Here is a 26991-nt window from a genome sequence, read left to right as displayed (position 1 = left end):
GTGGAGTTACAATGTCGCCCATGTCAGATCCCCGCTTCGTTCATCTCCGCGTTCACTCCGAATTCTCGATTGCCGATGGCATCGTGCGTCTTGACGACATCGTCAAGGCCGCGGCCAAAGACGGTCAGGGCGCGCTCGCCCTCACCGATCTCGGCAACGCCTTCGGCCTCGTCCGTTTCTACAAGGAAGCCCGTGGCAAAGGGGTCAAACCCATTGCGGGCTGCGACGTCTGGATCACCAATCCGGACGACCGCGACAAGCCTTCCCGTCTGCTGTTGCTGGTCAAGGACCGGCGCGGCTATCTGAATCTGTGCGAGCTGCTCAGCAAGGCATCGCTCACGAACCAGTATCGCGGCCGCGCCGAAGTCGAGGCCGGCTGGCTCGAATCGGGACTCGGCGAAGGGCTGCTCGCGTTGTCGGGCGCACAACAGGGTGACGTCGGTCTCGCGCTCGCGGCCGGCAACGTGGAAGCGGCGAAACGCAACGCGCTGCATTGGGCAAAGGTGTTTCCTGGCGGCTTCTATATCGAACTGCAACGTTGCGGTCAGCCGGGTGGCGAGCAGTACGTGCAGCAGGCGGTCACGCTGGCGGCGTCGCTGAAATTGCCGGTAGTCGCCACGCATCCGATGCAGTTCATGACGCCCGACGACTTCACCGCGCACGAAGCGCGCGTGTGCATTTCCGAAGGCGACATTCTCGCGAATCCGCGCCGTCCGAAGCGCTTTACGTCCGAGCAGTATTTCCGCACGCAGGAGGAAATGACCGCGCTGTTCGCGGACATTCCGTCGGCGCTCGCCAACACGGTCGAGATTGCCAAGCGCTGCAATCTCACGCTCGAACTCGGCAAGCCGAAGCTGCCGCTGTTCCCGACGCCCGACGGCATGTCGCTCGACGACTACCTCGTGCAGCTGTCGAAAGAGGGCCTTGAAAAGCGTCTCGAACAGCTGTACCCGGACGAGGCCGAGCGCGCCGCACAGCGCGCCACGTATTACGAGCGCCTCGAATTCGAGTGCGGCACGATCATCAAGATGGGCTTTCCGGGCTACTTCCTGATCGTCGCGGACTTCATCAACTGGGCCAAGAACAACGGCGTGCCGGTCGGACCTGGCCGGGGTTCGGGCGCGGGTTCGCTGGTCGCTTACGCGCTTGGCGTGACGGATCTCGACCCGCTGCGCTACAACCTGCTGTTCGAACGTTTCCTGAATCCGGAACGGGTGTCGATGCCCGACTTCGACATCGACTTCTGCCAGCACGGCCGCGACCGCGTGATCCAGTACGTGAAGGAAAAGTACGGCGCGGACGCCGTGTCGCAGATCGCGACGTTCGGCACGATGGCGGCGAAGGCGGCGGTGCGCGACATCGGCCGCGTGCTCGATCTCGGCTACATGTTCACGGACGGCATCGCCAAGCTGATCCCGTTCAAGCCAGGCAAGCACGTCACGATCGCCGACGCGATGAAGGAAGAGCCGCTGTTGCAGGAGCGCTTCGACAACGAAGACGAAGTGCATCAGCTGATCGAACTCGCGCAGCGCGTCGAAGGCCTCACGCGTAACGTCGGCATGCACGCGGGCGGCGTGCTGATCGCGCCGGGCAAGCTGACCGATTTCTGCCCGCTGTACACGCAGGGCGACGAAAGCGGCGTCGTCAGCCAGTATGACAAGGACGACGTCGAAGCGGTCGGCCTCGTGAAGTTCGACTTTTTGGGTCTGACCACGCTGACGATTCTCGACTGGGCCGAGCGCTATATCCGCCGTCTCGATCCGTCGAAGCAGGACTGGTCGCTCGGCCAGGTGCCGCTCGACGACCCCGCGTCGTTCTCGGTGCTGAAGAAAGCGAATACGGTCGCCGTGTTCCAGCTGGAAAGCCGCGGCATGCAGGGCATGCTGAAAGACGCGCAGCCCGACCGCTTCGAGGACATCATCGCGCTCGTCGCGTTGTACCGTCCGGGCCCGATGGACCTGATCCCGAGCTTCTGCGCGCGTAAGCACGGCCGCGAAGTGGTCGAGTATCCGGACCCGCGCGTCGAATCTGTTCTGAAAGAGACCTACGGCATCATGGTCTACCAGGAGCAGGTGATGCAGATGGCGCAGATCATCGGCGGCTATTCGCTGGGCGGCGCCGACTTGCTGCGTCGCGCGATGGGTAAGAAGAAGGCCGAGGAAATGGCCGAGCATCGCGAGCTGTTCCGCCAGGGCGCCGCGAAGAATGGCCTGACCGCCGAGAAGGCCGACGAAATCTTCGACTTGATGGAGAAGTTCGCGGGCTACGGCTTCAACAAGTCGCACGCGGCCGCGTATGCGCTGCTCGCGTACTACACCGCGTGGCTGAAGGCGCACCATCCGGCGGAATTCATGGCGGCGAATATGTCGCTCGCCATGGACGACACCGACAAGGTCAAGATCCTGTTCGAAGACTGTCTGACGAACAAGATGGCCGTGTTGCCGCCGGACGTGAATCTGTCCGCGTATCGCTTCGAGCCGGTCGCCGAACCCGACGGCAAGCGCTCGAAAACGATCCGTTACGGCCTGGGCGCGATCAAAGGCAGCGGCCAGAACGCGATCGAAGAAATCCTGCGCGCGCGCGAAGAAGGTCCTTTCATCGACATCTTCGATTTCTGCAACCGGGTTGATCGCCGCATCGTCAATCGCCGCACTATCGAGGCGTTGATCCGCGCGGGCGCGTTCGATACCTTGCACGCGAATCGCGCGCAACTGATTGCGTCGGTTTCGCTCGCGATGGAAGCGGCCGAGCAGGCGAGCGCCAATGCATTGCAGGCGGGTCTGTTCGACATGGGTGACGCGCCGTCGCAAGGTCACGAGCTGGTCGACGAGCCGGAATGGCCGGAAAAGAAGAAGCTGCAGGAAGAGAAGGCCGCGCTCGGCTTTTACCTGTCGGGCCATCTGTTCGACGCGTACAAGGATGAAGTGCGCCGCTTCGTGCGCCAGAAGATCGGCGAGTTGAAGGAGGGGCGCGACAAGCTGGTCGCCGGGGTGATCGCATCGCTGCGCACGCAGATGACCCAGCGCGGCAAGATGCTGATCGCGCTGCTCGACGACGGCACGGGCCAATGCGAAGTCACGGTGTTCAACGAGACCTTTGAAGCGCACAAGCAGCTGTTCAAGGAAGACGAACTGCTGGTCGTGCAAGGCCAGGCGCGTAACGACGCGTTCACCGGCGGTATCCGCTTCACCGTCGATACGGTGATGGATCTGGGCCGCGCGCGTTGCCGCTACGCCGAAGCCGTGAAGGTTCAGATGAACGGTAATGCCGACGCGCTGGCGTTGCGCCGTGTGCTCGAAGCGCATAGCGCGGGCAAGGACGAGCAGGCGGCTGCGGCGCCAGCGGCTTCATCGCGCGGAGGTGGTGGCGGTGGTGGCCGCAACGGCGGTGGCTATGGCAACGACCGTCAGCGTCAGGCGGTGCAGATTCCAAACGGTCTCGCGGTGCAGGTGGTGTATCGCAGCGAGAATGCGCAAGGTGAAATGCGTTTGGGCGACGCCTGGCGCGTGAAGCCGACCGACGAACTGCTTGCCGCGTTGCGCGGCGAGTTTGCGGGAAGCTCGATCGAGATCGTTTATTGAGGTTTGGTTCGGGTTCGCCTGGTTCGGGCGAACCGATTCCGGCCGGCGCCGCGGTGGTGAAGTTTTCCGGCCTACCGCCGCGTCTCCTCACCCATTCGCGCCAGCTTCAAAAACCGGTAGTACACCGTCTCCGCATTGAACACCGCGATCATGAAGCCGGCGCGGCCATCCAGAAAACCGCGACGCAGCAGATAGGTCCGCACGAACGCCCACGCGCCGCGTCCGAGCGCCTTGCCGAAGCTGCCGCGCTTGCCCGCCGCGTGACGTTGCTGCGCGCCCGCCGTCGAATACGCGTCGAGCTTGCGCAGCACGCCTTCGAAGTCCTCGTACGAGTAGTGCATCAGCTTGCCGGTCAGACGCTGCGCTGGCGTGTCGAATACCAGGCGCTCGTGCACGAGGTCGTCGGAGAAACGCGCGGCGCCCCGTTTGAACAGACGCGGAATCCAGTCCGGATACCAGCCGCTGTGATGAATCCAGTGGCCGCAAAAACTCGATAGCCGGTCGACCGCGTAGACGTCGGCGGTGGGCGCGATCAATGCCGCGCGGATCGCGGCGGCCAGTTCCGGCGAGACGATTTCATCGGCGTCGATCGACAGAATCCAGCTCGTGCCGAGCGCATCCACCGCGCGGTTCTTTTGCGGGCCGAAACCCGGCCAGTCGGTCTGTTCGATCACGCGGGCGCCATGCGCGCGGGCGATGTCGGCGGTGCCGTCGGTGCTGCCGCCGTCGATCACGACGATCTGATCGGCGAAGGCCACGGCTTGCAGGCATTCGGCCAGCCGCGCCGCCGCGTTTCGGGTGATGATGGCGACGCCGAGAGTGGTTTCTTGCATACCTGGGTTGCGTGGGCTGAGTTCGCGTGGCGGCGAACGCGCGGTGATGGGAATGGGTTGGGCAATGAGTCCCGCGAGTATACACAGCCGGCTTATCGGGCCCGTCCGCTCCCACCGCTCAATCGACCCGCCCCTTGCGCCCGGCCGTCACCACCAACCGATTACAATGCTCTTTTTTGACATTCCCGCGCCGCCCACCCGGTGCGCCGCGCGGAAGCCGTACCGCATTCACAGAGGATTCCTTGAGCGCGAAGCCAACGTTAAGCAAACCCATCGGTTCAGGTGAGGCGTCGTCGCCGGCCGTCGTCTTCCGGCGCCTGTGGCCGTATATCAAGCCGCTGCTGTGGGTGGTGGTCGGCGCGATCGTCGCGATGGCCGTCAGCGCCGGCACCGACGCCGCCATCCCCGCGTTGCTCAAACCGTTGCTGGACAAGGGCTTCGGCGCGCATGCGAGCGACAACGCCAAGTGGTTCGTGCCGGTCGCGGTGATCGGTCTCGCGCTGATTCGCGGCGTGTCGCAGTATGCGTCCGGCTATCTGCTCGCGTACGTGTCGAACAAGATTCTGCTCGAACTGCGCCTGAAGATGTTCGATCGGATGATCCACACGAGCGTCGCGTTTTTCCAGCGCGAGACCGCGAGCACGGTGATCAACGCGATCGTCTTCGAGGTGAACCAGATTCTCAACGTGCTGCTGAGCGTGATGGTGACGCTGGTGCGCGACTCGCTGACGGTGATCTTCCTGCTCGGCTATCTGTTCTATCTGAACTGGCGTCTCACGCTGATCGTCGCCGTGCTGTTGCCGGGAATCGGCTGGCTGGTCGGCAAGATCAATCGCCGCTTGCGGCGTCTGAACCGCGAGCATCAACTGCTGACCAACGAGCTGTCGTACATCGTCGAAGAGTCGGTGGGCGGCTACAAGGTCGTCAAGGTGCACAACGGCGAGCAGTACGAGATCGACCGCTTCACCGCGATGAGCAAGCGCCTGCGCGGCTACGCGATGCGTATGACGGTCTCCGGCGGCCTCGCGCAGCCGTTGACGCAGTTCCTCGCGTCGATCGCGCTGGCGGTCGTGATCACGATCGCGGTGGTGCAGTCGTCGTCGGATCAGACGACGGTCGGCGGTTTTGTCGCGTTCGTCACGTCGATGCTGCTGATCATCTCGCCGCTCAAGCATCTGATGGACGTGAACCAGCCGCTGCAACGCGGGATGACCGCGTGCGAGCTGATCTTCGGTCTGATCGACGAGCCGTCCGAACCGGAAGGCGGCGGCAAGCCGCTCGAGCGCGCGCGCGGCGAGGTCGAATTCCGCGACGTGTCGTTCACGTACAGCACCAACGGCACGAGCACGACGCACAACCGTCACACGTTGAACCAGGTGTCGTTCAAGGTGGCGCCGGGCGAAATGGTCGCGCTCGCGGGCCCGTCGGGCAGCGGCAAGACCACGCTGGTGAATCTGCTGCCGCGCTTTTTCGATCCGACCGGCGGCGCGATTCTGGTCGACGGCGTGGCGCTGCCGGACTACGGCCTGCATGCGCTGCGCAGCCAGATCGCGATGGTGAGCCAGGACGTGGTGCTGTTCAACGACACGATCGCGAATAATGTCGCGTACGGTCAGACGGCCGATCCGGAGAAGGTCAGGGCCGCGTTGCGCGCGGCCAATCTGTGGGACACCGTCGAGGCGATGCCGAACGGCATCGAGACGCTGGTCGGCGATAACGGCATGATGCTGTCGGGCGGCCAGCGGCAGCGTCTCGCGATTGCGCGCGCAATCTACAAGGATGCGCCGATCCTGATCCTCGACGAAGCCACCTCGGCGCTCGATTCCGAATCCGAACGTCACGTGCAGGCCGCGCTGGAAACGCTGATGAAGGGCCGCACGACGCTGGTGATCGCGCACCGCCTGTCGACCATCGAGCGCGCCGACCGCATTCTGGTGATGGAAGCGGGGCGCATCGTCGAACGCGGCAGCCATCGCGAATTGCTGAAGCAGGACGGGTTGTACGCGCACTTGCACCGTATCCAGTTTCAGCAGAACGCGGCCTGATCCGCCCATTCGAGCGCCGCTCAGTCGAGGCGACTGAGCGGCCGCGACCCCTCGCCGTCATTGGGATTTTCCCCACGCCAGCTAGCGGCAAATCCGGCGCGCGGCGTGGTCACCAGAATGCTTGCGGCGTGGGTGCCGTCCCCAGTGCTAGCGCCCGGCGGCCGGATGGACCGGTTCTTCCTTACCGCCGCTTGCCCCATGACCCGCTAGCCCCGTTTTCGGGGCAGTGTTGCGTTTTTGCCTCAATTCGTTGCGTATTTGTCGCACTAATCGCATGCTGGCGGCCTGCCATCGTCCCGCGTCGCGGAGATCCGACCCCCCATGTTTCACAACGACCCCGGCGCGCCGCTGGTTTCCATTGCGCTTGCGACCTACAACGGCCGCACCTATCTGCCTGAGCTTCTGGCATCGCTAGAGGCGCAAAGCTGGCCGAATCTCGAAGTGGTGGTGTCCGACGACGCCTCCAGCGACGGCACGCGCGAGCTCCTCGCGTCCCATGCCGGGCGCGTGCCGGTGCGGTTGGTGGGCAACGGCGAGCGGGTCGGCATCGTGGGCAACTTCGAGCGCGCGCTGGCGGGTTGTCGCGGCGACTACATCGCGCTCGCGGATCAGGACGACGTGTGGGCGCCCGCGAAAGTCGCCGACCTGATGCACGATCTGCAACGAGCGGAGCGCGCGCGAGGCAAGTCCACGCCCGCGCTGGCTTTCTGCGACATCGAGCTGGTGGATGCGACGCTGTGCTGTCTGTCGAAATCGCTGTTCGACATCACCGCGAAGTCACGCCGCGCCGAGCGTCTTCGGGATTTTCTGCTGAGTAACCATGTGCCCGGCTGCGCGATGCTGCTCAATCGCGCCGCGCTGGAGCGCGCGTTGCCGTTTCCGGCCGGCATCGTGATGCACGACTGGTGGCTCGCGATGGTGGTCGCGTCGTTCGGCGAGATCCGGCACGTCGCGGCGCCGCACCTCAAATATCGCCAGCACGACAGCAATGCGGTCGGCGCTAGCGCGACCAATCGACGGCCTGGCGCCAGCGCGCGCGACGAATGCGGCGTCGAGGCGGCGCGGCGGCGCGGCGCCAGCAGGCGGCGACAGATCGACGGCATCGCGGATCAGATCCGCCTGTTCGCGCGGCGCTTCGGCGCGGAACTGCCGGTCGACGCGCGCGACGACATGCACGCGTTCTCGCGCGGCATCGAAAGCTGGCGCGGCGCGTTCGAATTCGTGCTGATCAGCCACACCGGCGAGACCTTCGTGCGCGCGGTGAAGATGATGCGGCGCTTGCGCCGCAGCGTGCTGAGCTTCGGCGTCGACGCGCAGGGGCCGAGTTTCGGACGCCGGTTGCGGCGTCGCCGTAGTGCGTCGCGCGGCGCGCTGTAAGCGCGGTTTCAGCGGCGTTCTTTGCGCACCACGCGCTTGAGCCAGATGCCCGGCGCGTACACCGCCGGACAGCTCGCGTACAGAAAAATGCGGATGCGCAGCCCGAGTTTCACGCCGGCGCTGTGCATCAGCAGGCCGATCCGCTCCCCGATACCACCCGCCTCGAACATCGCGTGGATAAACTGCTCGCGCGCGAGCTTGGGCGCCATGGCCGCGCGCATGCGCTCGCCAAGCCCGGCGATTTCGGCGTCGCGCTGCAACTGCGCAAGCTCCGCCAATCCATAGCGATTGCTCTGGCGCATCCGCGCGATCAACTCATCCACCGACGCATAGCGGCGTTTGCGCGACAGCCCGCCGCGCCGGTAGCGCACCAGCGGCTCGCGCAGACTCAGCGCCCCGCCGGAGAGAATGGCGCGCAGCACCATGATCTGATCTTCGGCGGCGGCGCCCGGCAGCATCGGCCCGAAGCGTTCGAACAGCCGCCGCGACCACGTGTGCGCCGCGCCGATCAGCCAAGGACGGCGCGCCAGCCAGTCGTCGAAACTGCGGTAGGTGTCGAGCTCGGTCGGGCTCAGCCGTTCGTGGACGTGGCCGGCTTCGTCCATGTCGGCGAGATCGGTGGCGATCAGGTCGGGACGCCGCTCGTGCGTGAGCCAGAAGTCGACCACGCGCTCGCAGCGGGTCGGCGCCGACATGTCGTCGCCCGCAGCGACGAACAGCAGTTCGCCGTGCGCCAGCTGTGCGATCTGCGACAGGTGCGCGCTGATGCCCTGATTGGCCGCGTTACGCCGCACGCTCACCCGGTGCGGGCCGTCGTAGCCGGCCAACGCCGCTTCGATCGCGGCGAAGGTGGCGTCGCTGGAGGCGTCGTCGGAGATGATGATTTCGAGCGGCTGATAGGTCTGCGCGAGGGCGCAGCGCACGGCGTCGCCGATCTGCCCGGCCTGGTTGTAGGCGATCAGCAGCATCGTGACCAGCGGGCGTTCGGCGGCCGATACGGGCGAAGGCGGGGGCGACAGGCTATCGGTCATGGAGTCGGAGCGGTGGCAATTGGGCTAGATTTTAATCGGTGGCGGCGGGGCTGCGCGACACGGGCCGCAATCAGCGGCGAGGAGCGCGGAGCGCGGCGCGAGGCATCCTTTACAATTGCCGCTGCTTTGGACCAACCCGCCGCGCCGCATGTGCGCGTGTGTGCCCTTCACCGAGATCCGATCCTTGTCCGACCCGACCCGCCGTCCCCTTACCGACATCGCGCTGACCGCTCAGGCGCTGAAAAACAGCGGCGGCGCCGAGCGCTACACACGTGATGTGATCGCCGGCCTGCATCGGATGGGCTTGCGTCCGACGCTATTCGCCCGCGAAATCGACCGCAGCCTGCCCGAAGCGGCGTGGATCGACGCGCAGCCGCTGAACGTGCGCTGGGCGCCGCGCAAGCTACGCAACCTCGCGTTCGACTGGCGGCTCAAGCAGCGCCTCAGACGGCATCGGCCCGGCTGCGTGTTCTCTATCAATCACTCGACGCATGCCGACGTCGCGCTGTGCGGCGGCACGCATCCCGGTTCGCTCGAAGCTGCCGGGCGCCGCGCGCGCCGCAGCGACGAGTGGCAGATCGAACTGGAACGGCGCGTCTATTCGCAGGCGCGTGCGATCGTCGCGCATTCACAGTTGATGAGCCGCGAGTTGCAGCGCTTTTACGGCGTGCCGGCGGAGCGCATCGACGTACTTTATCCGCCCGTCGACGCGCGTTTCCAGCCGCTCGCCGACGAAGCGCGCGCTGCGGTGCGCCGCCAGTTCGATCTGCCCGAAGACCGCGTGATCTTCGTGTTTTCGTCGACCAGTCACGAGCGCAAGGGCTATCCGCTGCTGGAGGCGTTCTTCGCGCGGACCACGCTGCCGGTGTGCCTCGTCGTTGCCGGCCGGCCGGTGCCGAAAACGAGCGACACGATCCGCTATGTCGGCTACAGCAAGGAGATCGAAAAGCTGTTCGCGGCCGCCGACTTCACCGTCGTCGCTTCGGCGTACGAGCCGTTCGGCCTCGTCGGGGTCGAGTCGGTGATGTGCGGCACGCCGCTCGTGATCGCGGACAACGTCGGTTCGGCGGAGACCGTCACCGGCGCGGCGAAGATCGAGTTCTCGCGGCAGTCGGCGGGGAGTTTCGAGCGTGCGATCGAGCAGGCGGTGGAGCGCGTGCGCAGCGGCGGCGCGCGGATCGCGCGGCCGCTCGACAGTCTGGTGTACGACCCGAGCGTCGACGCGCATGTCGCCGCGCTTTATGAGGTGTTCACGCGCTGAGTGGGGTGGATGCGCGCCACGCACGCGCGGCGGGCGTGGCTGAAGGGTGCGACCTCAGACCTTGTCGCCAACGGCCCGACGCTCCGCACGCGAACCGGGCGCACCCTGCAGTTCGCGCTTTCTGGCATCGATCACCGCGAGCAGCGTGGCGACCAGCAGTGCGAGCAGCACCGTGACCATGATCGGTACGAGCACGTCGATGGTCAGGCCGAAAATCACGGTGCTAGTGGCGACCGCAAGCCCTGCGTAGGACGCCGCCCGAGTCGCCGGGTCGCCCGAATGGCGGTGCCGCCAGAAATACACGGAGATCCCGTAATAGAACAGCAGCAGGCAAGTCACGCCGATCGCGCCCATCTCGGCGAGTGTCGAGAAAAAGTCGCTATGGGCGCGTTCGTTGACGATCTCGGCCTTCACTTCGCCGCGTTTGGCCAGCACGCCCAGTTCTTCCGCCAGATGCCCCTTGCCGACCCCGTACACCGGGTGATGCACGAAAATCAGCCGCGACGCGTTCCACAATTGCAGGCGCAGTCCCACCGACGTGTAGTCCTCGCCCTTGTGGAGCATCGACACGTCGGTCGACACTTCGCTGAGGCGCTTCTGGATGCGCTCGGTCGACAGCAGCGCGCCGGCCCCGATCACGATTGCCAGCGTCGCGATCAACAGACGCTTCTTGTGCGCGAACCACTGGTACTGCATGCCGAGCAGCACGACGAACACCGGCACGGCCAGCCAGCCGCCGCGCGTGCCCGACAGATACGACGCATAGCCGCCGCCCGCCAGCGCGAGCAAACGCGGCACCAGCACGCGCCAGTCGCGCGGCTGGTCCCAGCCGAGCGTGAAGACCGACAGGAACCCGAGCAGCAGCGCGGTATCGCCGAACGGGATCGCGTTCGTATAGGAGTTATTCAGACGATTCGCATCGGTCCAGCCGCCGGCGGGCTGATCGACGATCGCCCAGATGCCGACCGCCAGCGCGCCGACCGCGCAGCCCCAGCCGATCATGCGCAGATTGCGCGACGGCAATTGCCGCAGCAGCAGGAAGATGGGCAATGCGAATACGAAGCGCGACAACGCGTCGAACTGTCGGGGTAGCCAGTAGCCGAACAGCATTTGCTGGACGCCGATCGCAGCGACCATTGCCAGCATGCCGACGGTGAACCAGCGGTAAGTGCGCAGCGCCGAGAAATAGCCCGGCAGGCGTCGGTTGACGACGGCGGCGCCGAGCGCCAGCGCGAGAATTGCGAAAAAGCAGTAGCCGGTGCCGCCGCGCCACATCAGATTGACCGCGGGCGCAAGAAACAGCAGGGCTGTGCAGAGCCAGACCAGACTGGAAGCAAAAATCATAGGGCAACGATTTATATGAACACTACCGTTCCGGTGGTGGAGTTGCTGAGGGAGCCGGACCATTGAGAGTCGTTTTTTCAAGACGGTAGAGCGATCGCGATTATAACCGTGCCCCTCCTTGCAGAATGCTTGCTGTCACACCTTGGAAGTTGGTGGGGGCGGGAGGAGGCGGAACCACCCATGCGGCACCCGGCTCCCCGGCACCCGCCGGTATTTGCCGTCCATCCGACCAGCGGCGGTACAATCGCCGCCAAACTCATGGCCGGCGCGCGGCGCATGTCGCGCCCGCACCCAGCTCAACGGACCGAATCGATGTTCTCAATCATCATCCCGACCTGGAACAACCTGCCTTACCTGCGCCTCGTGATCGAGAGCCTGCGGCGTCATTCGACCCACGCGCATCAGATCATCGTGCACGTCAACGACGGCTCGGACGGCACGCTCGCGTGGGTGCGCGACGAGGGCATCGAACATACCGCGTCGCCGGGCAACATCGGCATCTGCCACGCGGTCAACCTCGCGGCGGCGCGCGCGACGCGGGACTACATCGTCTACATGAACGACGACATGTACTGCTGCCCCGGCTGGGACGACGCGCTCGTCAAGCGTCTCGCGCAGATGCCCGCCGACAACCTGTTCATGCTGTCGGGCACGATGGTTGAGCCGGTCGATTCCGGCAATCCGTGCGTGGTGGTGCGCAATTTTGGCCGCGACGTGGAGACTTTCCGCGCCGACGAACTGGTCGCCGCGACGCCGCAGCTCGTGCGCGCCGACTGGCGCGGCGCGACGTGGCCGCCGACGCTCGTGCATCGCGACTGGTGGCACAAGGTGGGCGGCTACAGTAGCGAATTGAGTCCGGGCATGAGCAGCGACAACGACTTTTCGATGAAGCTGTGGGACGCCGGCTGCCGGCTGTTCCTCGGCGTCGGCGACAGTCTGGTGTACCACTTCCAGCAGAAGAGCACTGGCAAGGTCGTCAAGAACGACGGGCGTCGGCAGTTCCTCAACAAGTGGGGCATGACGCAAGCCACGTTCGATCGCTACTATCTGCGCCGCGGCACCGCCGTCGAGGGCGGACTGGCGGTCGTGGAGCCGGAGCGGACCGGACGTCTGCGCCGCGCGTTGTTGAAGTCGCGGATCAAGCGGGCGTTCAGCTAGCCGGCGCGGCGGTACGCGGGTGGGCGCGCGGTGACTGGCGCGACGTGTTTCGCCGCCACGGGCCATGCCGTGATTGCACGTGCATCACACGCCGCCCGTCACCAGCGGCAGCACCGTCAGATCCGGATGCGTGCCGTCGACGATGCTGCGTCCCACATGCACCCCTTCGTAGAGCGCTTCGTCCTTGCCGGCGAAGCTCTCCTCACCGTCCGGATGAAACGGCACCGCATGGCCGGGGATCGCGGGATCGGCGCCCGGATGACAGACATAGCCGACGTACGTGTAGCGGTTATCGGACGCGGTGGACAGCTTCGTTTCGTCGGGCGGATTCTTCTGGAAAGGCGCCACGTGAATCTCGAAGCCCTCGTATTCCACCACTTGCCAAGGTGCGCTTTCTTCGGCCATGGCCGCCTCCGTCTGGGTCGCGCTTATCAGAAAGTCTAGGTGATTCGCACGCAAAACGCGCTCGAAGACGGTACGGCAAAACCATTACGGCTCGATCGCGCCGAGCGGCCTGAGCAGCGTCAGATTGTCTTCGAGGTGCCAGTTTTCGAGATGCGCCCGTCCCTCACGCGGTACAGATCGAACGCCTGGAAGTCGACCGTCTGGCCATTGCCTTTCAGGTTCTGAAACTGCCCGGTGAAATGTCCACGGAAATGCAGATGCACCGATGCGCGGTCGCCGGCCACCACGAGGTCGTCGATTTCCGCATGCAGGTCGGGCACGGCCGCGCGGAATCCCTTCGACGCCTGCAACGGACCGTCTGGGCCTTGGGGCCGTCCAGCCGGCAACGTACGATCGACGAATTCGGGCGACAGCGCGAGCTTCGCGTAGACCACGTCGCCCGTGTCCCAGAACGCGGCATAGCGGCGAGCGGTTTGCACGACGTCGTCGCTTTGGGCGGAGGCGGCATCGACGGCAAGATGGTGCGGCGCGGGCAGGTTGGCATCGCTCGCGGCGTGGGCGGCCAGCGAGCCGGCGAGACCGAGGGCCAGCAGCGCGTGGCGGGCGAGGCGCGAAATCGGGGAAGGGGTCATGAAGATGCCCGGAAGAAGTGTAAGTGGATGAAACAGATTCTCCAGTTAACGGCCGCGTTTGATAATCGGGCTCGTGATTAAAGGATTTTCCTCCTTGATTTGAAAATGGCCGTTCCTTCGACGTGGTCCGTGCGAACTCGCCGACGCCTTCGTCATATAGAATGGCGCGCTTTGCCCGGAAACGACCTCGCCCATGTGGTTCAAAAACCTTCAGCTGCACCGTCTTCCCGCTCCGTGGTCCGTCACCCCCGAACAGATGCAGAAGTGGCTCGCGCCGCACGCGTTTGCCCCTGGCAATAGCGTCGAGATGCAAAGCCACGGCTGGGCGTCGCCGCGCGATAACGATTCGCTGGTGTACGCGCTCAACGGCCAGATGCTGCTGGTGTTCCGCGCCGAAAAGAAGCTGCTGCCCGCGTCGGTCGTCACGCAGGTGACCAAGGCGCGCGCGCTCGAGCTCGAGGAACAGCAGGGCTTCAAACCCGGCCGCAAGCAGATGCGCGAATTGAAGGAGCAGGTCACCGACGAACTGCTGCCGCGCGCATTCAGCATCCGCCGCGACACGCGCGTGTGGATCGACTGCAAGAACGGCTGGCTAGTGATTGACGCGGCGTCGCAAACCGTCGCAGACGAAGTGCGCGGGCTGCTGGTGAAATCGATCGATCAGTTGCCGCTCGGTACGGTGCGCGTCACGCAATCGCCGGTCGCGGCAATGACCGACTGGTTGCTGTCCGGCGAAGGTCCCGCGGGTTTCACGCTCGATCAGGACACCGAGTTGCGCTCGCCGACCGAAGGCAACGCGACCGTGCGCTATGTCGGACATACTTTGGACACCGAAGATATGCGCCGCCACATCGAAGCGGGCAAGCAGTGCATGCGCCTCGCGATGACGTGGAACGATCGTGTGTCGTTCGTGCTGACGCCTTCGCTCACGATCAAGCGCATCACGCCGCTCGACGTGCTGAAGGAAGCGAGCGACCCGACCGCGCAGAACGACGACGAGCGTTTCGATTCCGACGTCACGCTGATGACCGCCGAACTCGACCGCATGCTGAGCGATCTGCTCGACGCGTTGGGCGGCGAGCAGGGCAATGCGCTGCCACAAGCTGCGGCGGCCTGATTCGCCTCGGGTAGTTCGAGGCCGGCGCGTTGTGCTGCGCCGCGCCGCGTCGATCGAGTCGGATGAGCGATGGCCGAATCTGGCTCGATCAGAATCACCTTTAATATCCCGGCCGTCGCACTGCGCGTGCTGATGGCATAAGCGGTTGAAAATCCGCCGTCCTTCTTTCGCACACCGCACGACAATCAGCAGGTGCCACGCGCGCGCATCGTTATCGAATGCGGGTCGCCGCAACGGCACACAGCCATTCAGGCCTGGGCTCACACACATCGCGCTTCGCCCCGCGCAGTCCCTCGCACGCTCGCACCCCTCCCATCATCCCGCCCACCGAATGTGTATAAGATGGGGATCGAATACCTGCATCGGCCTGGGAGGGCTTGCGATGGTTCGTCTGGTCATGATTCTGCTGGGGGTCGATTATCTGCGGACCCGTTGGCGGTCGTTGCGGATCGTCGGCTGGCTGAGCGTGCTGGTCGGTGCAGCGATATTCATCGACGCGCTCGATAACGCGCTCTACTTTCCGATCACGCCATTCGCACTATTGCTGCTGCTCGAAGGACTTTGCACGCTGGCCGTTGCGTGGACCGGCATGGGGGGACAACGCACGCTGCGCTATGTGAAGGGCTTCGCGTTCTGCTTCGCGGCGTCGCTGATTCTCGCCGGCCATCACCACGGCCATTTCGTTCTGTCGATGATCTTCGGCACGCTCTTTCTCGCCGACGGCTTGTTGCAGATCGTCTCCGCGAGGGTGGTCCGCTATCGCACGTGGCGCCTCGCGATGATCGGCGGCGGCGTCGAAATCGCGTTGGCGATTTTCTTCTTTCAGCCGTTCCCGACGCACTATGTGGGCACGGTGCCGTATTGCCTCGGCCTCGGCTTGATGTTCGGCGGCTGGAACCTGATTCTGCTGAGCACGCGCGTGCGGCGTCTCGCGTCGAACCCGGCGGTGGCGGCGAACGGCGCGGCCGAGGACGAGGCGGCGGACGCCCACGCCGCGCGCGCGCAGGCCGCGGCGAGCGCGGCGCCATCTGGCCGCCCGGTCACGCTCGAATGGGACGGCCCGCCCGCCGCCGACGAAGCGGCGTTGACCGTGCACGTGTGGACGCCGGTCGGCTCGGCCAAAGGCGAGGCGCGGCGGCAGCCGATCGTCGACCGCTATATCGCGGCGGTGGATCGCAACGGCGTGATATCGACCGGGCATGCCGCGCTCGAATCGCCCGAGGGCATCTACATCAGCCTGTATCCCGGCGTCGAGATCGACCGTTCACCGGACGATTTCGCGCGGCTCTTGCGCGCTACGCGCGAGAACGATGTGCCCGGTGTGTTCCAGCCCGACTACAAAACCGAATCGAAGGCATGGTGTCCTTCGACAGTGCAGGTGCGCATCCGCAATTACGATCCGGTGCGCTTGCGCCGCTTCTGGGACGCGTATCGGCAGGACACGACCTACAACCTCACGCATCGCAACTGTTCGAGCAGCGTGTCGCGCGCGCTGGAGGCGGCGCTCGAAGGCGCATCGGCGCGCGTGTGGAGCAGCGTCGGCGGTTGGCGGCCGTTTCTGCGCGTGATCACGACGCCGGAATTGTGGGTGGCCGCGCAACTGCGCAAACGCGCCGCGACGATGGCGTGGACGCCGGGCCTCACGCTCGACTATGCGCGTGCGCTCAGCATGCTGGCCGACCCGCGTCCGTCGGGCTGGGTCAAGATGGCGCGGCTCGCCGTCCGCAGGATGATGCATTCGCGGCAGCAATGGCGCGAAGAGGCGCTGAATGCGACGGCGGTTCAGGCGGGGCAGACGGCGGAGCGCGGCGTTGCATCGGGACCGGTGCGGGACTGACGCACAGGTGGAGCACGAGTGCTGTTTGCGTGCCGCACGTGTGGCGCGGAGGGGAAGCACGATCGACGCATAACCGCTGTCTGCCCAACTTCGGCATCGCAGTGAAAAGGGCAATCGCGTCAACGGGTTGCGGATTTTGCCTCGCACTTATGCACAGATTTGCGAACAGATTCTGTTGATAACTTTCGCGCGACCAGGCACCGCCCGGTGAACGGATTCAATCGATCCGGCGCCCGCCCGCTGACCGGTCTGCCGCCGATATCCTTGCGACGAACGCGCCGTCATTCGCCGAGCACCAGCGCGCGTTTGCGCCGCAGCACAGCGGCGCCGAGCGACGTCGCCGCGCCGATGCCGCCCATCGCCACCGATAGCGTCACGATCAGCGGGCCGGTTTGCGTGCGCGCCGAGAACAGGCCGACCAGCAGACCGGCGAGGGGCTGCGTCAGGTTGTTCAACAGGATCACCACGCCGGTCGTCTTGCCATAGTCCTGCGGCGGAATGATCCGCTGACGCGCGCTGCGAATGTACACATTGAACATCTTGTCGAAGCCGACGATCAGTAGGAAGCCGAGCGCGTAACCCCAGGGCGCGGCACTCGCGCCGGCGATCACGCCGCCCGCGCAGATCGCCACGAACGCGACCCGCCCGAGCATCCTCGCCGGCCATGCGGTGCGGGCGATCGTCAACAGGATCACCACAGTGGCGACGGCACCGGCCGTTTGCAGCGCGGCGTACGCGTGGCTCGATTGCGCGTGATAGCCGGTCACCATCGCAGCCGATGTGGCAAGCGTCACGCCGATCACGAGGTTCTCGGCGGCCGCGAGCAGCACGATCTTTTTCAGACCCGGCAACTTCAGCACGTGACGTAGCGCGATGCGCAGCGGCATTGTCCAATGGCCAGTGAGAGCGGGCGGTGGAGTGCCGGCTGCGAAGCCGCTCGCGCGTTGCCACAGCAGCAGCGCGCCGTCGGCGGCGAGAAATAGTGCGCCGGTCGCGCCGACCACCCATTCCCATCGCCACAGGCCCAGCAGCAGCGCGGCCAGCATCGGACCGAGGACGACACCCAACTGGTCGGCGAGTTGCGAATAGGCGAGCACGCGCTGAAACTGCTGCGTGCTGAAGATTTGCGGCAGCATCACTTCGCGCGCAACCAGCCCCTGGCTCGTCAACACCCCGCATACCGCCGAGAGCGCGATCAACCAGCCAATCCCGCCGAACAGCAGGTACGCGGCCACGCCGCCGAAACACGTGAGCGCGCGCACGGCCTGGCTGACCCTCATCAGCCGGAGCGGCGAGACGCGGTCGCACAGCGCGCCGAAGAAGGGGAACACGAGATAACGCGGCAGCGTTTCGATGAAGAACGCGAGGCCCGACCACGAGACCTGGCGGGTCGTCTGGAACACGACGAGCGGGACGAGGAACAGCAGGACCTGATCGGCGAGACGCGCGACAAACAGCGAGCAGAAGAAAGCCTGATGGTTGACGCGCACCGTGAATGTCCCGCCGTTTATGGGTCGAGACCGATCCTATCAAAGATGGCGCGCGCGTGGCCTCGCGGTGAGAGAAGTTCGAGCCGCCGCGAGACTTCGCGCCGGCTCGAAGCGGCGAATGCCGCGTGCTATTCGCCGCGAAACGCCTGCTCCAGTTGCGCGATATCCAGCTTGACCATGTTCATCATCGCTTGCATCGCGCGATTCGCCTTCGCGGTGTCCGGATCGCGCAGCATCTGGAGGAGCGCGTCGGGCGCGATCTGCCACGACACGCCGAAGCGGTCCTGCAGCCAACCGCATTGCCACGGCTTGCCGCCGTCGAGGAGCCTCGCCCAGTAGCGGTCGATCTCTTCCTGCGAGGCGCAATGCACGAACAGCGAAATCGCCGGCGTGAACTGATATTGCGGGCCGCCGTTCAGGGCCATGAACTCCTGGCCTTCGATCTCGAACGTGACGGCCAGCACGTCGCCTTTCCGCCCGGGTCCGGCATCCGTGTAATGCAGCGTGGTGGCGATGCGCGACTCGGAAAACACGGACGTATAGAAGCGGGCCGCTTCTTCCGCATTGCCGTCGAACCACAGGCACGGCGCAATCTTTTGCATGACGTCTCTCCTGCTGTCGGGCGGATGGGCCGCGCGTTACCGTCGCGCTGCCCGCCAGGTCATCCGTCGCACTTCATCGAGGCCATCGCTTGCTGGATTTCTTCCGGGCTCAGGTCGCGCGTGTGCGTGGCGAGCGACCAGCGATGGCCGAACGGGTCCTGCAACTGGCCGTAACGGTCGCCCCAGAACATGTCGGTGACGGGCATCAGGACGGTGGCGCCCGCATCGGCGGCCTGTTTGAAACTGGCGTCGACGTCCTGCACGTAGAGGTGAATCGTGACCGGCGTGCCCTTGAGCGTGGCCGGACCGAACGCCTGGTGCTCGGGCCACTCGTCGGTCAGCATCAGCATCGAATCGCCGATCTTCAGACTCGCATGCATCACTTTGCCGCCAGGTCCGGGCAGCCGGACCTGTTCGACGGCGTTGAAGGCCTTCGTGTAAAACGCGATGGCGTCCGCGGCGTTGGCGCAGATCAGATACGGGGTGAGCGAGTGCATCCCGTCGGGGATCGGTTTGACAGCGGCGCTGGTCATAACGGTGACTCCTTGTTGAAGTAACAGGTTCGCGAGTTGAAAGACCGGCTGCGTGAGCCAGGTCTTCAACGTTACGACGAGTTCGGGGACGCCGGATCGACACTCCGGAAAAAATATTTTTGGAGTGGGGGGCGGAGAGCGCCGTCGTCTCTGCGTACGCCAACCGCGCTTCAACCCGCCGGATTATCTTCGTCCATCGGCGCAGACGACGGCGCGGCGGCGCCGCCCGGCGCGCCGAGAATGCTGATCTGGAATGTCCGCGTGGCCGCCAGCGATTGCAGCGTGGCGTCCTCGGGAATGTGCTCGAACAGCGGCAGGATCACCGAGCCGCCGATCACCGCGCGCCGGCTGTTATCCGCTGGCCGCAAGCCCCACACGTCCTGATACACGACCGGCACTGTGACGCCGTCGCGCGTGGTCTTGCCGATGTACAGCATCACGTGGCCGCCTATGTAGATCAGCGTGCGAAACGGCTCGCCGTGCCGGGCGAGATAGTCGAGCCGCTGCGCGGGCGTCGACGCGGACAGGTCGGTCATGCGCCCAGCGCTCATCTGCGTCGACGAATGGCGCGGCAGCCACACGCCGAACGCGGCGAAAATGCTCTGCAGTTCCGACGAACAGTCGTTGTAGAGCCCGCTATTGCCCCAGCCATACGGCCGCCCGATGAGCGTCTTCATCAGCATCGCCAGATGGCGCGGTGTGGCGGCGAGCGGCATCGGCGCGATTTGCGCGTCGCTCAGCGTGGCGCTGCGGATCAGCGCGCGGCCGTCGGCATCGCGAATCGGCACCAGCACTTCGCGCGTCGCCGCGGCTTGAGCGGCGCTGCCCGTGTCGCGGGCCGAGGCGTCGGGTGCCGCCTCGTGCGTGGCGTGTGCGGCTTGTGCGCGCGTTTCGGACCACGCCGGCGACAGCGGCAGCACCGTCCCCGCCGGTGCGTCGAAGCGAAACACGCCGCGGCTGTCGCGTACCGGCGCCGACGCCACCGTCACCGCGCCGAGCGCTTTGCCGGTCGCGGCGCGCCATGCGTCGACGAAGCGGTCGTCGGCCAGCGCGACGCCGTCGCTGCGCACCCAGCCCTGGACATCGGGCGTCTGCACGTAATGCCATGCGCCGTCGACGCTGCTGCCCAGCACATACAGCGGCGTGCCCGGCCGCACCGCCGAAATCTGCAGGTTGTCGAACGGATAGCCTTCGCCGGCCAGGCGATGATCGTAGAACGACGGGTCGATGGTCGGCAGCTCGCGCACCATCAGGTTCGTGGTGGCGATCGCGCGGCGCCCGGGCTGATAGACCGGCGTTTGCGTGAACTGCGCGACGTCCATGTTCTGCGCGATCGCGTCGATCCACGCCTTGTCGCGCGGCCGGAAGTTCTCGCCGTAGCCGAGCGCCGCGCCGCTTTTGCCGGTGTTGTCGAACTTCGCGATACGCCGCTGCTGCAACGCGGCAATGTCGGCGCCTTGCTGCCGGTACACGCGCATCGTCACGTAAGCGGCATTCCACGGCGACGGTGCGTTCAGGCCGGCGCCGAAGTAGCGCGCGTAGAGCGCGCTGAAGTGCGCCTGCTGATCGGCCGGGCTCAGGAACGGCTGGTCGTAGCCGGGGCTGTCGGGTTCGATCCAGTGGTCGACGTCCTGGTCGTAACGGGCGATTGGGAACAGCGAGACGGTGTCGGCGGACGCGTGCGCGTCGCGCGGCGGCGACAGGTTGCTGCAGGCGCCAAGCGTCGCGATAGCGGCGCACAGCACTGCGGCGCGGCAGGCATTCGGCCATGAAGCGGCGAAGCGGGACAGGACGGCAACGGACATAGGGCTCGGCACGGTGGAATCGAAGGACACGATGATACGGCGTCGGCGGCCCGTGCCGCGTTGCGCGATGTTGCGCGGACGTCACGTTAAGCACGCCCATGCACAACGCTTCTGTGTTCTCATGCGGATTCGGATCATCATCTCGATGGGTGACAGGCATCGCCCCGGCATCCGTTTCAGACCAGAACGAAACCAGGAGCACGCTATGCAAACCAGCGCACGCAATCAATTCGCCGGCGAAGTGGCTGAAGTCAAACACGGCGCCGTGAACGACGAAGTCACGCTGCGCACGCAGGACGGTCTCGAGATCGTCGCGATCATCACACACGGCAGCGCGACGTCGCTCGGTCTCGCCGCCGGCAAGAAGGCTTTTGCGCTGGTCAAGGCGTCGTCGGTGATCGTGATGGTCGACGTCGCGAAGAACCAGGTGTCGGCACGTAACTGCATCGCCGGCACGGTGTCGGCGGTGACGAAGGGCGCGGTCAATTCGGAAGTGACGATCGGCGCCGGCGGCGCGCAGATCGCGGCGATCATCACCAACGAGAGCGTCGAGCGTCTCGGCCTCGCGAGCGGCAAAGCGGCGACGGCGATCTTCAAGGCGTCGAGCGTGATTATCGGCGTGGAGTAAGCAGCGGGCGTTTGAGGTTCAGGTCGGGGCACCGGGCCGCGTTCCTGCGCGGGTCGCATCGCTGCATCTGGGCAACCCAGGCTGAGGCCCAGCACGATAGCGTCGCCCCGCACCCCTGGCGCGCCGTGAAGTAAACGTCCGCTTGCTTTACACTGCACGCCTCGCTGTTTTCTTCCCGCTTTCATCACGGACGCCGTCATGTTCGAAGTCTCCTCCGCCTCGCATCTGCCCAAAGCCGCGCACTACGAAGAACTGGTCGCCCAGGCGCGCGCGCTGCTCGCCGACGAAACCGACTGGATCGCCAACGCCGCGAATTTTTCCGCGTTCGTGTTCCATTCGCTGAGCGATCTGAATTGGGCCGGCTTCTACTTCCACGATGGCCGCGAACTGGTCGTCGGACCGTTCCAGGGCAAGCCCGCGTGCGTGCGCATCGCGCTCGGCAAGGGCGTATGCGGCACGGCCGCGCAAACCAGCCAGACCCAGGTCGTGCGCGACGTGCACGAGTTTCCCGGCCATATCGCGTGCGATTCGGCGTCGCAATCGGAAATCGTCGTGCCGCTCGTCGCGCCCGACGGTACGCTGATCGGCGTATGGGATGTGGATAGCCCGGTCGTCGCCCGCTTCGACGCGGAAGACGCGAAGGGCATGGAAGCGCTGTGCGCGGTGTTCATCGAAGCGGCGTTGCCGCGCGCGACGTCGGTGTCCTGAGCGACGCGCAACGCTCGGGTATGCGCGCGAGGAGTGGAGCCGTTCTGGAGATACGCGGCCTGAGGTTTTCTTCCCGCGCCTGAATGCCGCCGCCAATGCGCCGCGAAGCATCGAAAGACACGCTCAAATCGCTTCCACTAGTCAGGACAAACAAAAAAGGCCGGCGCGATGCAAGACCCTATCAACGCCGAAGCGAACGCCATAGCGAACGCCGCGCTCGCAGCGGCGCCCTACGGCATGTTCATCTGTACCGCGGACGGCACCTTCGACACCGTCAACGCCGCCTTCGAAAAACTGACCGGCTTTGCCGCCGATGAACTGATCGGCCGGCGTAGCTTCGACTCGCTGCACGATCCCGCGGAACTCGCAAAACGTCACGCGGAGCTGCCGTCGCTGGCGTCGATCACTTCGCGCTACGAAGGCGAGTGGAATTACGTGCGGCGCAACGGCTCGCCGGTTCGCGTGGTGCTCGCGCTTGCGCCGTTCGGCGCCGGGCCGCTGCAACTCGGCGCACAGGCGTGCACAGCCACGCGTTACGTCGGCATCGCGATCGACATGACGCGCTACGCGCAATCCGAGGCGCGGCTCTGGTACGTCGCGCACCACGACGGCGTGACCCGCTTGCCGAACCAGACGCTGTTCACCGAGCGCCTCGAACTGACCATCGCGCGCTGCCAGCGCAGCGGCACCGGGTTCACCGTATTGGTCGCCGAGCTCGATCACCTGCGCAAACTGCGCGACGCGCTCGGTCTGCACGCGGCTGAGCTCGTGTTGCAGATCGTCGGCGAACGGCTGCGTGGTCTCTTTCCGAACGACGGCACGATCGCGTCGATCGGCGGCACGCAGTTCGCGTTGCTGATCAACGAAAGCGGCGCGGCGGCCGATGCCTTCGCCGCCGAAGCGCTCGGCCGAATCGCCGAATCGATCGACTACGCCGGGACCACGCTGAACGTCACCGCGAGCATCGGCATCGTCGCGTATCCGGCCGATGGCAGCGATGCGCCGACGTTGATGCGTCGTGCGGGCGTCGCGTTGTCGGCGGCCTCGGCGGTCAGCGGCAATGCGGTGCGGCGCTTTTCCACTGCGCTCGAAGGCCAGGCGGCGCGCCGCTTCGAACTCGAACGGATGTTGCGTGAAGCGCTCGAACGCCAGCAACTACATCTCGTGTATCAACCGCAGGTGACGCTCGCGACCGGACGCATCGCGCAAGTGGAGACGCTGCTGCGCTGGAATCATCCGCAACGCGGTTTGATCAGTCCGGTCGAATTCGTGCCGGTCGCGGAAGAGGCGGGTCTGATCGAGCAGATCGGCGAATGGGTGATCCGTACCGCGTGCCGCGATGCGGGCAAACTGCTCCGGCAGACCGGCACGTTGCCGCGCGTCGCGGTGAACGTGTCGCCGCAACAGTTCCAGCGGCAGAACCTGTTCGAGACGATCCGCGAAGCGCTGGAGGATGCCGCGCTCGATCCGTCGTATCTCGAAGTCGAGATCACCGAAGGCGTACTGCTCGGCGACACCGAGCTCGCGTTGCAGACGCTGCATGCGTTGCGCGAACTGGGCGTCGAGGTCGCGGTGGACGACTTCGGCACCGGCTATTCGAGCCTCGCCTATCTGACGCGCTTTCCGTTGAACCGGCTGAAAATCGATCGCTCGTTTGTGATGGGCATGAGCACCGACCCGCAATGCGCGGCGCTGGTGGGTGCGATCATCGCGATGGCGCACGCGCTCAAACTGCGCGTGACGGCCGAAGGCGTGGAGACGGCCGAGCAGGCCGCGCAACTGGAAGCGCTCGGTTGCGACGAGGCGCAAGGCTTCTGGTTTTCACGGCCGATCACGATTGCCGCGCTACGCAATGTGTTGAAGCCGCTCGGTACGACGTGATACGTGAGTGGATTTGATTAGCGATCCGTATCAAATGTCGTGGCCCCTTTGTCCACCTTTGTCCGGGTTGACGCCGCGTTCATCGCTCGGGTCGCGTCCCTCTCATTCTTTCCGATCTTGCAGACGCTGCAGCGCGTCCCCGCGATGGACGGCATGCTTGCCGCTTTTCTCGCTTTCCACTTCGTAATGCAGGTCGGATTTCGACGCGTCGACGGTTCGGCCGTCCACCGTCGCGTGAGTAGAAATGACACGCACGATCTTGCCTTGCGTCATACCTTGCGGCGTGTTCCAACTGACGCGGTCGTGCAGTTTGAAACGCGTGGACATCGGGCTACTCCTTTTTGCTTGAGGGATGCGGATAAGCAACGCAGCAAGCCGTATGCCTCGTAGCGTTTTACGCCTCGGGCCGGGAACGCATTCTGCTGCCTCGCATCGGGAGCACATTTCCCGCCACGGAACGCACATTCACGATGAACGATCTCCTTGCCCGTCTATTGCATTTCCAACCGTCGCTGCTCGTCACGATGACGCATGACGTTCTTCATGTCGCGTTGGCCGTACTGATCGTCGTGGTCGGCTGGTGGCTGTCGAACCGGATCGGCGCGATGTTCGCCAAAGCGCTGGCCCGCACGCATGCGGACCCGACGCTCGCACCGATGCTCGCCGCGATGGGCACGTGGGCAGTGCGCGTGCTGGCCTTCATCGCGGCGCTCGGCGAAGTCGGTATCGCGACCGCCAGCGTGCTTGCCGTGCTCGGCGCGGCAGGTCTCGCAATCGGCCTCGCGTTGCAAGGCACGTTGCAGAACATCGCGGCCGGCATGATGCTGCTGTTGCTGCGGCCGTTTCGCGTCGGCGACGTGATCGAAGGCAGTGGCGCGGCGGCCGGCATCGTACGCGAGGTGGGGCTGTTTACCACGCGGATCGAGCGTGGCGACGGCAACGCGGTGTTCGTGCCGAACAGTCAGATCTGGAGCAATCCGGTCATCAACTACAGTAGCGGCGGCACGCAACGCATCGAGGTCGAAGTGGAGTTGGCGCAGCGCAAGGACGTCGATGCCGCGATCGGCGAATTGAAGAAACTGGTGGCCGACGAACCGCGTGTGCTCGGCGGAGCGACGCTTGCGCCGGTCGTTACCGTCGCGAACTATCCGGACGACGGCGGCGCAACGCTGCGCATCGCCGCATGGGTACGCACGCCCGATGCCCCGCTCGCGAGTGGCGATCTGCAGCAGCATGCGCAAGCGGTGCTTGAGCAGGCGGGGTGTCCGGTCGCGGCTTAGGACGACGCGTTGCGGGCAAGTTGATGCGCCACGTGGTTGCATGGCATGAGACTTGAGGCAGGGACGCGCGGCGCGCCTTGCTTTATCTGCCAATGATGCGCGCGATTCCATCTCGACGTTCGCCCTCTCATGAACCGCTGCGGTGTTCGTGCTTACGGTCGCCGCATTGAAGAACATGGAATCCGTTCGAGCATACGGGCGACGTTTTCTCGTCGCCCGTATGCTGCTTATTGCGCGCGTGGATGAGCGAGGAAAAATCGCAGCATCTCCGCCGTGGCGTCGGGTCCCGCGGGATCCGTATACGACCCGCGCTGACTACCGCCGGCCCACGCGTGTCCCGCGCCGTGAATCGACCAGTACTCCGCTTCGATGCCGTTGGCCGCGACGAGCCGTTGCAACGTCGCGCCGCGATGCTTGCCCGCTCCGTCGATCGAAGCCGACGGCGCGCTCGCAGTCGTGGCGCTTGCATCGAAGGACGCGACGAGTTCAAGCGCATTCGACATATGCACCGTCGTGTCCGCGTCACCATGAAACACGATCAGTGGACGCTGCGGCATGCTGCGCGCGCGGCTGCGAGGCGGCTTGCCGCCCTTCATCGCGGCAAGCGCCGACGGCAGGTCCTTCGCGCAGCCGGAGGCGAGACCCGAATGCACGCAGGCGGCGGCGTACAGATCGGGTGAGGTCTTCAGCATGATGTCCGCCATCGCGCCACCCGCCGATAAACCCGCGACGCACACTCGCGCGGCATCGACGCGATAGCGCGTCATTACCTCGCGCGTGATGCCCGCGATCAACGACGGTTCGCCTTGATCGCGCTGCTGATCGGCAGGCTTGAACCAGTTCCAGCACTTCGAATGGTTGGCCGTCTGCGACTGATTCGGATACACGACGATAAAGCCGTGACGCTCGGCCATTTCATTCATGCGCGTGCCGGCCGCGAAGTCGTCAGCGTTCTGCGTGCAGCCGTGCAGCATCACGATCAGCGGCACCGGCTCGTTGTTATAGACGGCCGGCACGTACAGCTTGTACTGACGCTGACCCGCGCTGTTGCTGAAGGTGTGTGTGCTGAAGGTGCCGGGTGTGTCGGCGTCGACGGTGTATTGCGCAGGGGCGTGCGGCTTGGGGCCCGTATACGTGTAGCGCTGCGCCTGAGCCGATGGCTGGGCTTGCGGTTGCGGTTGCGTTTGCGTTTGAACCTTGGCCCAGGCTTGCGCCCAGTCGTTTGCGGTCGTCCGTGTGTGGGTGGCGTGCGCCGGGCCTGCCTGAACGTTGGCGCCTGCGAGCGCGCGTTGGACTGCGGCGGTCGCTTCGTTGGGGCCCTTCGAGCGTAGCAGTTCGAAGGCGTCTGTCATCGACTTCAGAAAATCTTCGTTCATGTTCATGATGGTTCGCGTTGGCCTTGCGTTGACTTGCGGGGTGGCGTGAATGAGCCGGTAACGAACC

General features: G+C 65.3%; 21 protein-coding genes and 1 pseudogene. 11 read left to right on the top strand and 11 right to left on the bottom strand.

The window, feature by feature from the left end; genetic code table 11:
• Positions 1-11: 11 nt before the first annotated feature.
• On the top strand, positions 12-3581 hold the full coding sequence (dnaE, locus tag BGI01S_RS19160) for a DNA polymerase III subunit alpha (protein WP_042327567.1): 3570 nt from the start codon (positions 12-14) through the stop codon (positions 3579-3581).
• A gap of 71 nt (positions 3582-3652) precedes the next feature.
• On the opposite strand, the gene BGI01S_RS19155 is transcribed toward dnaE, so the two are convergent.
• Positions 3653-4414, bottom strand: coding sequence for a glycosyltransferase family 2 protein (locus tag BGI01S_RS19155; protein ID WP_042327566.1), 762 nt, complete (start codon positions 4412-4414; stop codon positions 3653-3655).
• A 242-nt stretch (positions 4415-4656) separates the two neighbouring features.
• Between BGI01S_RS19155 and msbA the strand changes: the two genes are divergently transcribed.
• Positions 4657-6459: a lipid A export permease/ATP-binding protein MsbA gene (msbA, locus tag BGI01S_RS19150; RefSeq protein ID WP_042327565.1), complete on the top strand. Its 1803-nt coding sequence runs from the start codon at positions 4657-4659 to the stop codon at positions 6457-6459.
• Positions 6460-6780: 321 nt separating this feature from the next.
• Entirely contained in the window at positions 6781-7836 is a 1056-nt protein-coding gene (locus BGI01S_RS19145) for a glycosyltransferase family 2 protein (RefSeq protein ID WP_042327564.1), read from the top strand.
• Between the two features lie 8 nt (positions 7837-7844).
• Here BGI01S_RS19145 and BGI01S_RS19140 read toward each other — a convergent pair whose 3' ends face one another.
• Positions 7845-8867, bottom strand: a complete 1023-nt coding sequence (locus tag BGI01S_RS19140; RefSeq protein ID WP_042327563.1) for a glycosyltransferase family 2 protein — start codon at positions 8865-8867, stop codon at positions 7845-7847.
• Positions 8868-9051: 184 nt separating this feature from the next.
• Between BGI01S_RS19140 and BGI01S_RS19135 the strand changes: the two genes are divergently transcribed.
• Positions 9052-10128, top strand: coding sequence for a glycosyltransferase (locus BGI01S_RS19135; RefSeq protein WP_042327562.1), 1077 nt, complete (start codon positions 9052-9054; stop codon positions 10126-10128).
• Positions 10129-10182: 54 nt separating this feature from the next.
• On the opposite strand, the gene BGI01S_RS19130 is transcribed toward BGI01S_RS19135, so the two are convergent.
• Positions 10183-11472, bottom strand: a complete 1290-nt coding sequence (locus BGI01S_RS19130) for an O-antigen ligase family protein (RefSeq protein ID WP_042327561.1) — start codon at positions 11470-11472, stop codon at positions 10183-10185.
• 312 nt (positions 11473-11784) lie between these two features.
• On the opposite strand from BGI01S_RS19130, the gene BGI01S_RS19125 reads away from it, so the two are divergent.
• Entirely contained in the window at positions 11785-12630 is an 846-nt protein-coding gene (locus BGI01S_RS19125; protein WP_042327560.1) for a glycosyltransferase family 2 protein, read from the top strand.
• Positions 12631-12714: 84 nt separating this feature from the next.
• On the opposite strand, the gene BGI01S_RS19120 is transcribed toward BGI01S_RS19125, so the two are convergent.
• Positions 12715-13035, bottom strand: a complete 321-nt coding sequence (locus BGI01S_RS19120) for a hypothetical protein (protein WP_042327559.1) — start codon at positions 13033-13035, stop codon at positions 12715-12717.
• 84 nt (positions 13036-13119) lie between these two features.
• Positions 13120-13667, bottom strand: a pseudogene (locus BGI01S_RS19115) (ester cyclase).
• 193 nt (positions 13668-13860) lie between these two features.
• Between BGI01S_RS19115 and BGI01S_RS19110 the strand changes: the two are divergent.
• Both BGI01S_RS19110 and BGI01S_RS19105 read left to right on the top strand, forming a co-directional pair.
• Positions 13861-14784 carry a recombination-associated protein RdgC gene (locus tag BGI01S_RS19110; protein ID WP_042327558.1) on the top strand — a complete coding sequence of 308 codons (924 nt, stop codon included), beginning with the start codon at positions 13861-13863 and terminating at the stop codon, positions 14782-14784.
• Positions 14785-15166: 382 nt separating this feature from the next.
• Positions 15167-16621, top strand: coding sequence for an HdeD family acid-resistance protein (locus tag BGI01S_RS19105; RefSeq protein WP_042327557.1), 1455 nt, complete (start codon positions 15167-15169; stop codon positions 16619-16621).
• A 281-nt stretch (positions 16622-16902) separates the two neighbouring features.
• Here the strand turns inward: BGI01S_RS19105 and BGI01S_RS19100 are convergent, their stop codons facing one another.
• From BGI01S_RS19100 to BGI01S_RS19085, 4 genes are all read right to left on the bottom strand, one after another.
• Positions 16903-18111: an MFS transporter gene (locus tag BGI01S_RS19100; protein ID WP_042327556.1), complete on the bottom strand. Its 1209-nt coding sequence runs from the start codon at positions 18109-18111 to the stop codon at positions 16903-16905.
• Between the two features lie 128 nt (positions 18112-18239).
• Positions 18240-18713: a VOC family protein gene (locus BGI01S_RS19095; RefSeq protein ID WP_042327555.1), complete on the bottom strand. Its 474-nt coding sequence runs from the start codon at positions 18711-18713 to the stop codon at positions 18240-18242.
• 59 nt (positions 18714-18772) lie between these two features.
• Positions 18773-19246, bottom strand: coding sequence for a VOC family protein (locus BGI01S_RS19090; protein ID WP_042327554.1), 474 nt, complete (start codon positions 19244-19246; stop codon positions 18773-18775).
• Between the two features lie 170 nt (positions 19247-19416).
• Positions 19417-21051, bottom strand: a complete 1635-nt coding sequence (locus BGI01S_RS19085) for an SH3 domain-containing C40 family peptidase (protein ID WP_042327553.1) — start codon at positions 21049-21051, stop codon at positions 19417-19419.
• 205 nt (positions 21052-21256) lie between these two features.
• On the opposite strand from BGI01S_RS19085, the gene BGI01S_RS19080 reads away from it, so the two are divergent.
• The 3 genes from BGI01S_RS19080 (at position 21257) to BGI01S_RS19070 (ending at position 24268) form a co-directional block, all read left to right on the top strand.
• Positions 21257-21679, top strand: coding sequence for a TOBE domain-containing protein (locus BGI01S_RS19080; RefSeq protein ID WP_042327552.1), 423 nt, complete (start codon positions 21257-21259; stop codon positions 21677-21679).
• 198 nt (positions 21680-21877) lie between these two features.
• Positions 21878-22387 carry a GAF domain-containing protein gene (locus tag BGI01S_RS19075; protein ID WP_042327551.1) on the top strand — a complete coding sequence of 170 codons (510 nt, stop codon included), beginning with the start codon at positions 21878-21880 and terminating at the stop codon, positions 22385-22387.
• A 168-nt stretch (positions 22388-22555) separates the two neighbouring features.
• On the top strand, positions 22556-24268 hold the full coding sequence (locus BGI01S_RS19070; RefSeq protein WP_042327550.1) for a putative bifunctional diguanylate cyclase/phosphodiesterase: 1713 nt from the start codon (positions 22556-22558) through the stop codon (positions 24266-24268).
• 102 nt (positions 24269-24370) lie between these two features.
• Here BGI01S_RS19070 and BGI01S_RS19065 read toward each other — a convergent pair whose 3' ends face one another.
• Positions 24371-24595, bottom strand: a complete 225-nt coding sequence (locus tag BGI01S_RS19065) for a hypervirulence associated TUDOR domain-containing protein (RefSeq protein ID WP_042327549.1) — start codon at positions 24593-24595, stop codon at positions 24371-24373.
• 143 nt (positions 24596-24738) lie between these two features.
• Between BGI01S_RS19065 and BGI01S_RS19060 the strand changes: the two genes are divergently transcribed.
• A complete protein-coding gene (locus tag BGI01S_RS19060) occupies positions 24739-25548 on the top strand; it encodes a mechanosensitive ion channel family protein (protein ID WP_042327548.1) in 810 nt (269 codons plus the stop codon).
• A 227-nt stretch (positions 25549-25775) separates the two neighbouring features.
• Here the strand turns inward: BGI01S_RS19060 and BGI01S_RS19055 are convergent, their stop codons facing one another.
• Complete coding sequence (locus BGI01S_RS19055) at positions 25776-26930, bottom strand: extracellular catalytic domain type 1 short-chain-length polyhydroxyalkanoate depolymerase (RefSeq protein WP_042327547.1); 1155 nt, start codon at positions 26928-26930, stop codon at positions 25776-25778.
• Between the last annotated feature and the right edge of the window lie 61 nt (positions 26931-26991).

Source organism: Paraburkholderia ginsengisoli NBRC 100965, assembly GCF_000739735.1.
In the GTDB taxonomy this organism is placed as follows: domain Bacteria; phylum Pseudomonadota; class Gammaproteobacteria; order Burkholderiales; family Burkholderiaceae; genus Paraburkholderia; species Paraburkholderia ginsengisoli.
This window is presented reverse-complemented; position numbering and strand designations above follow the sequence as displayed.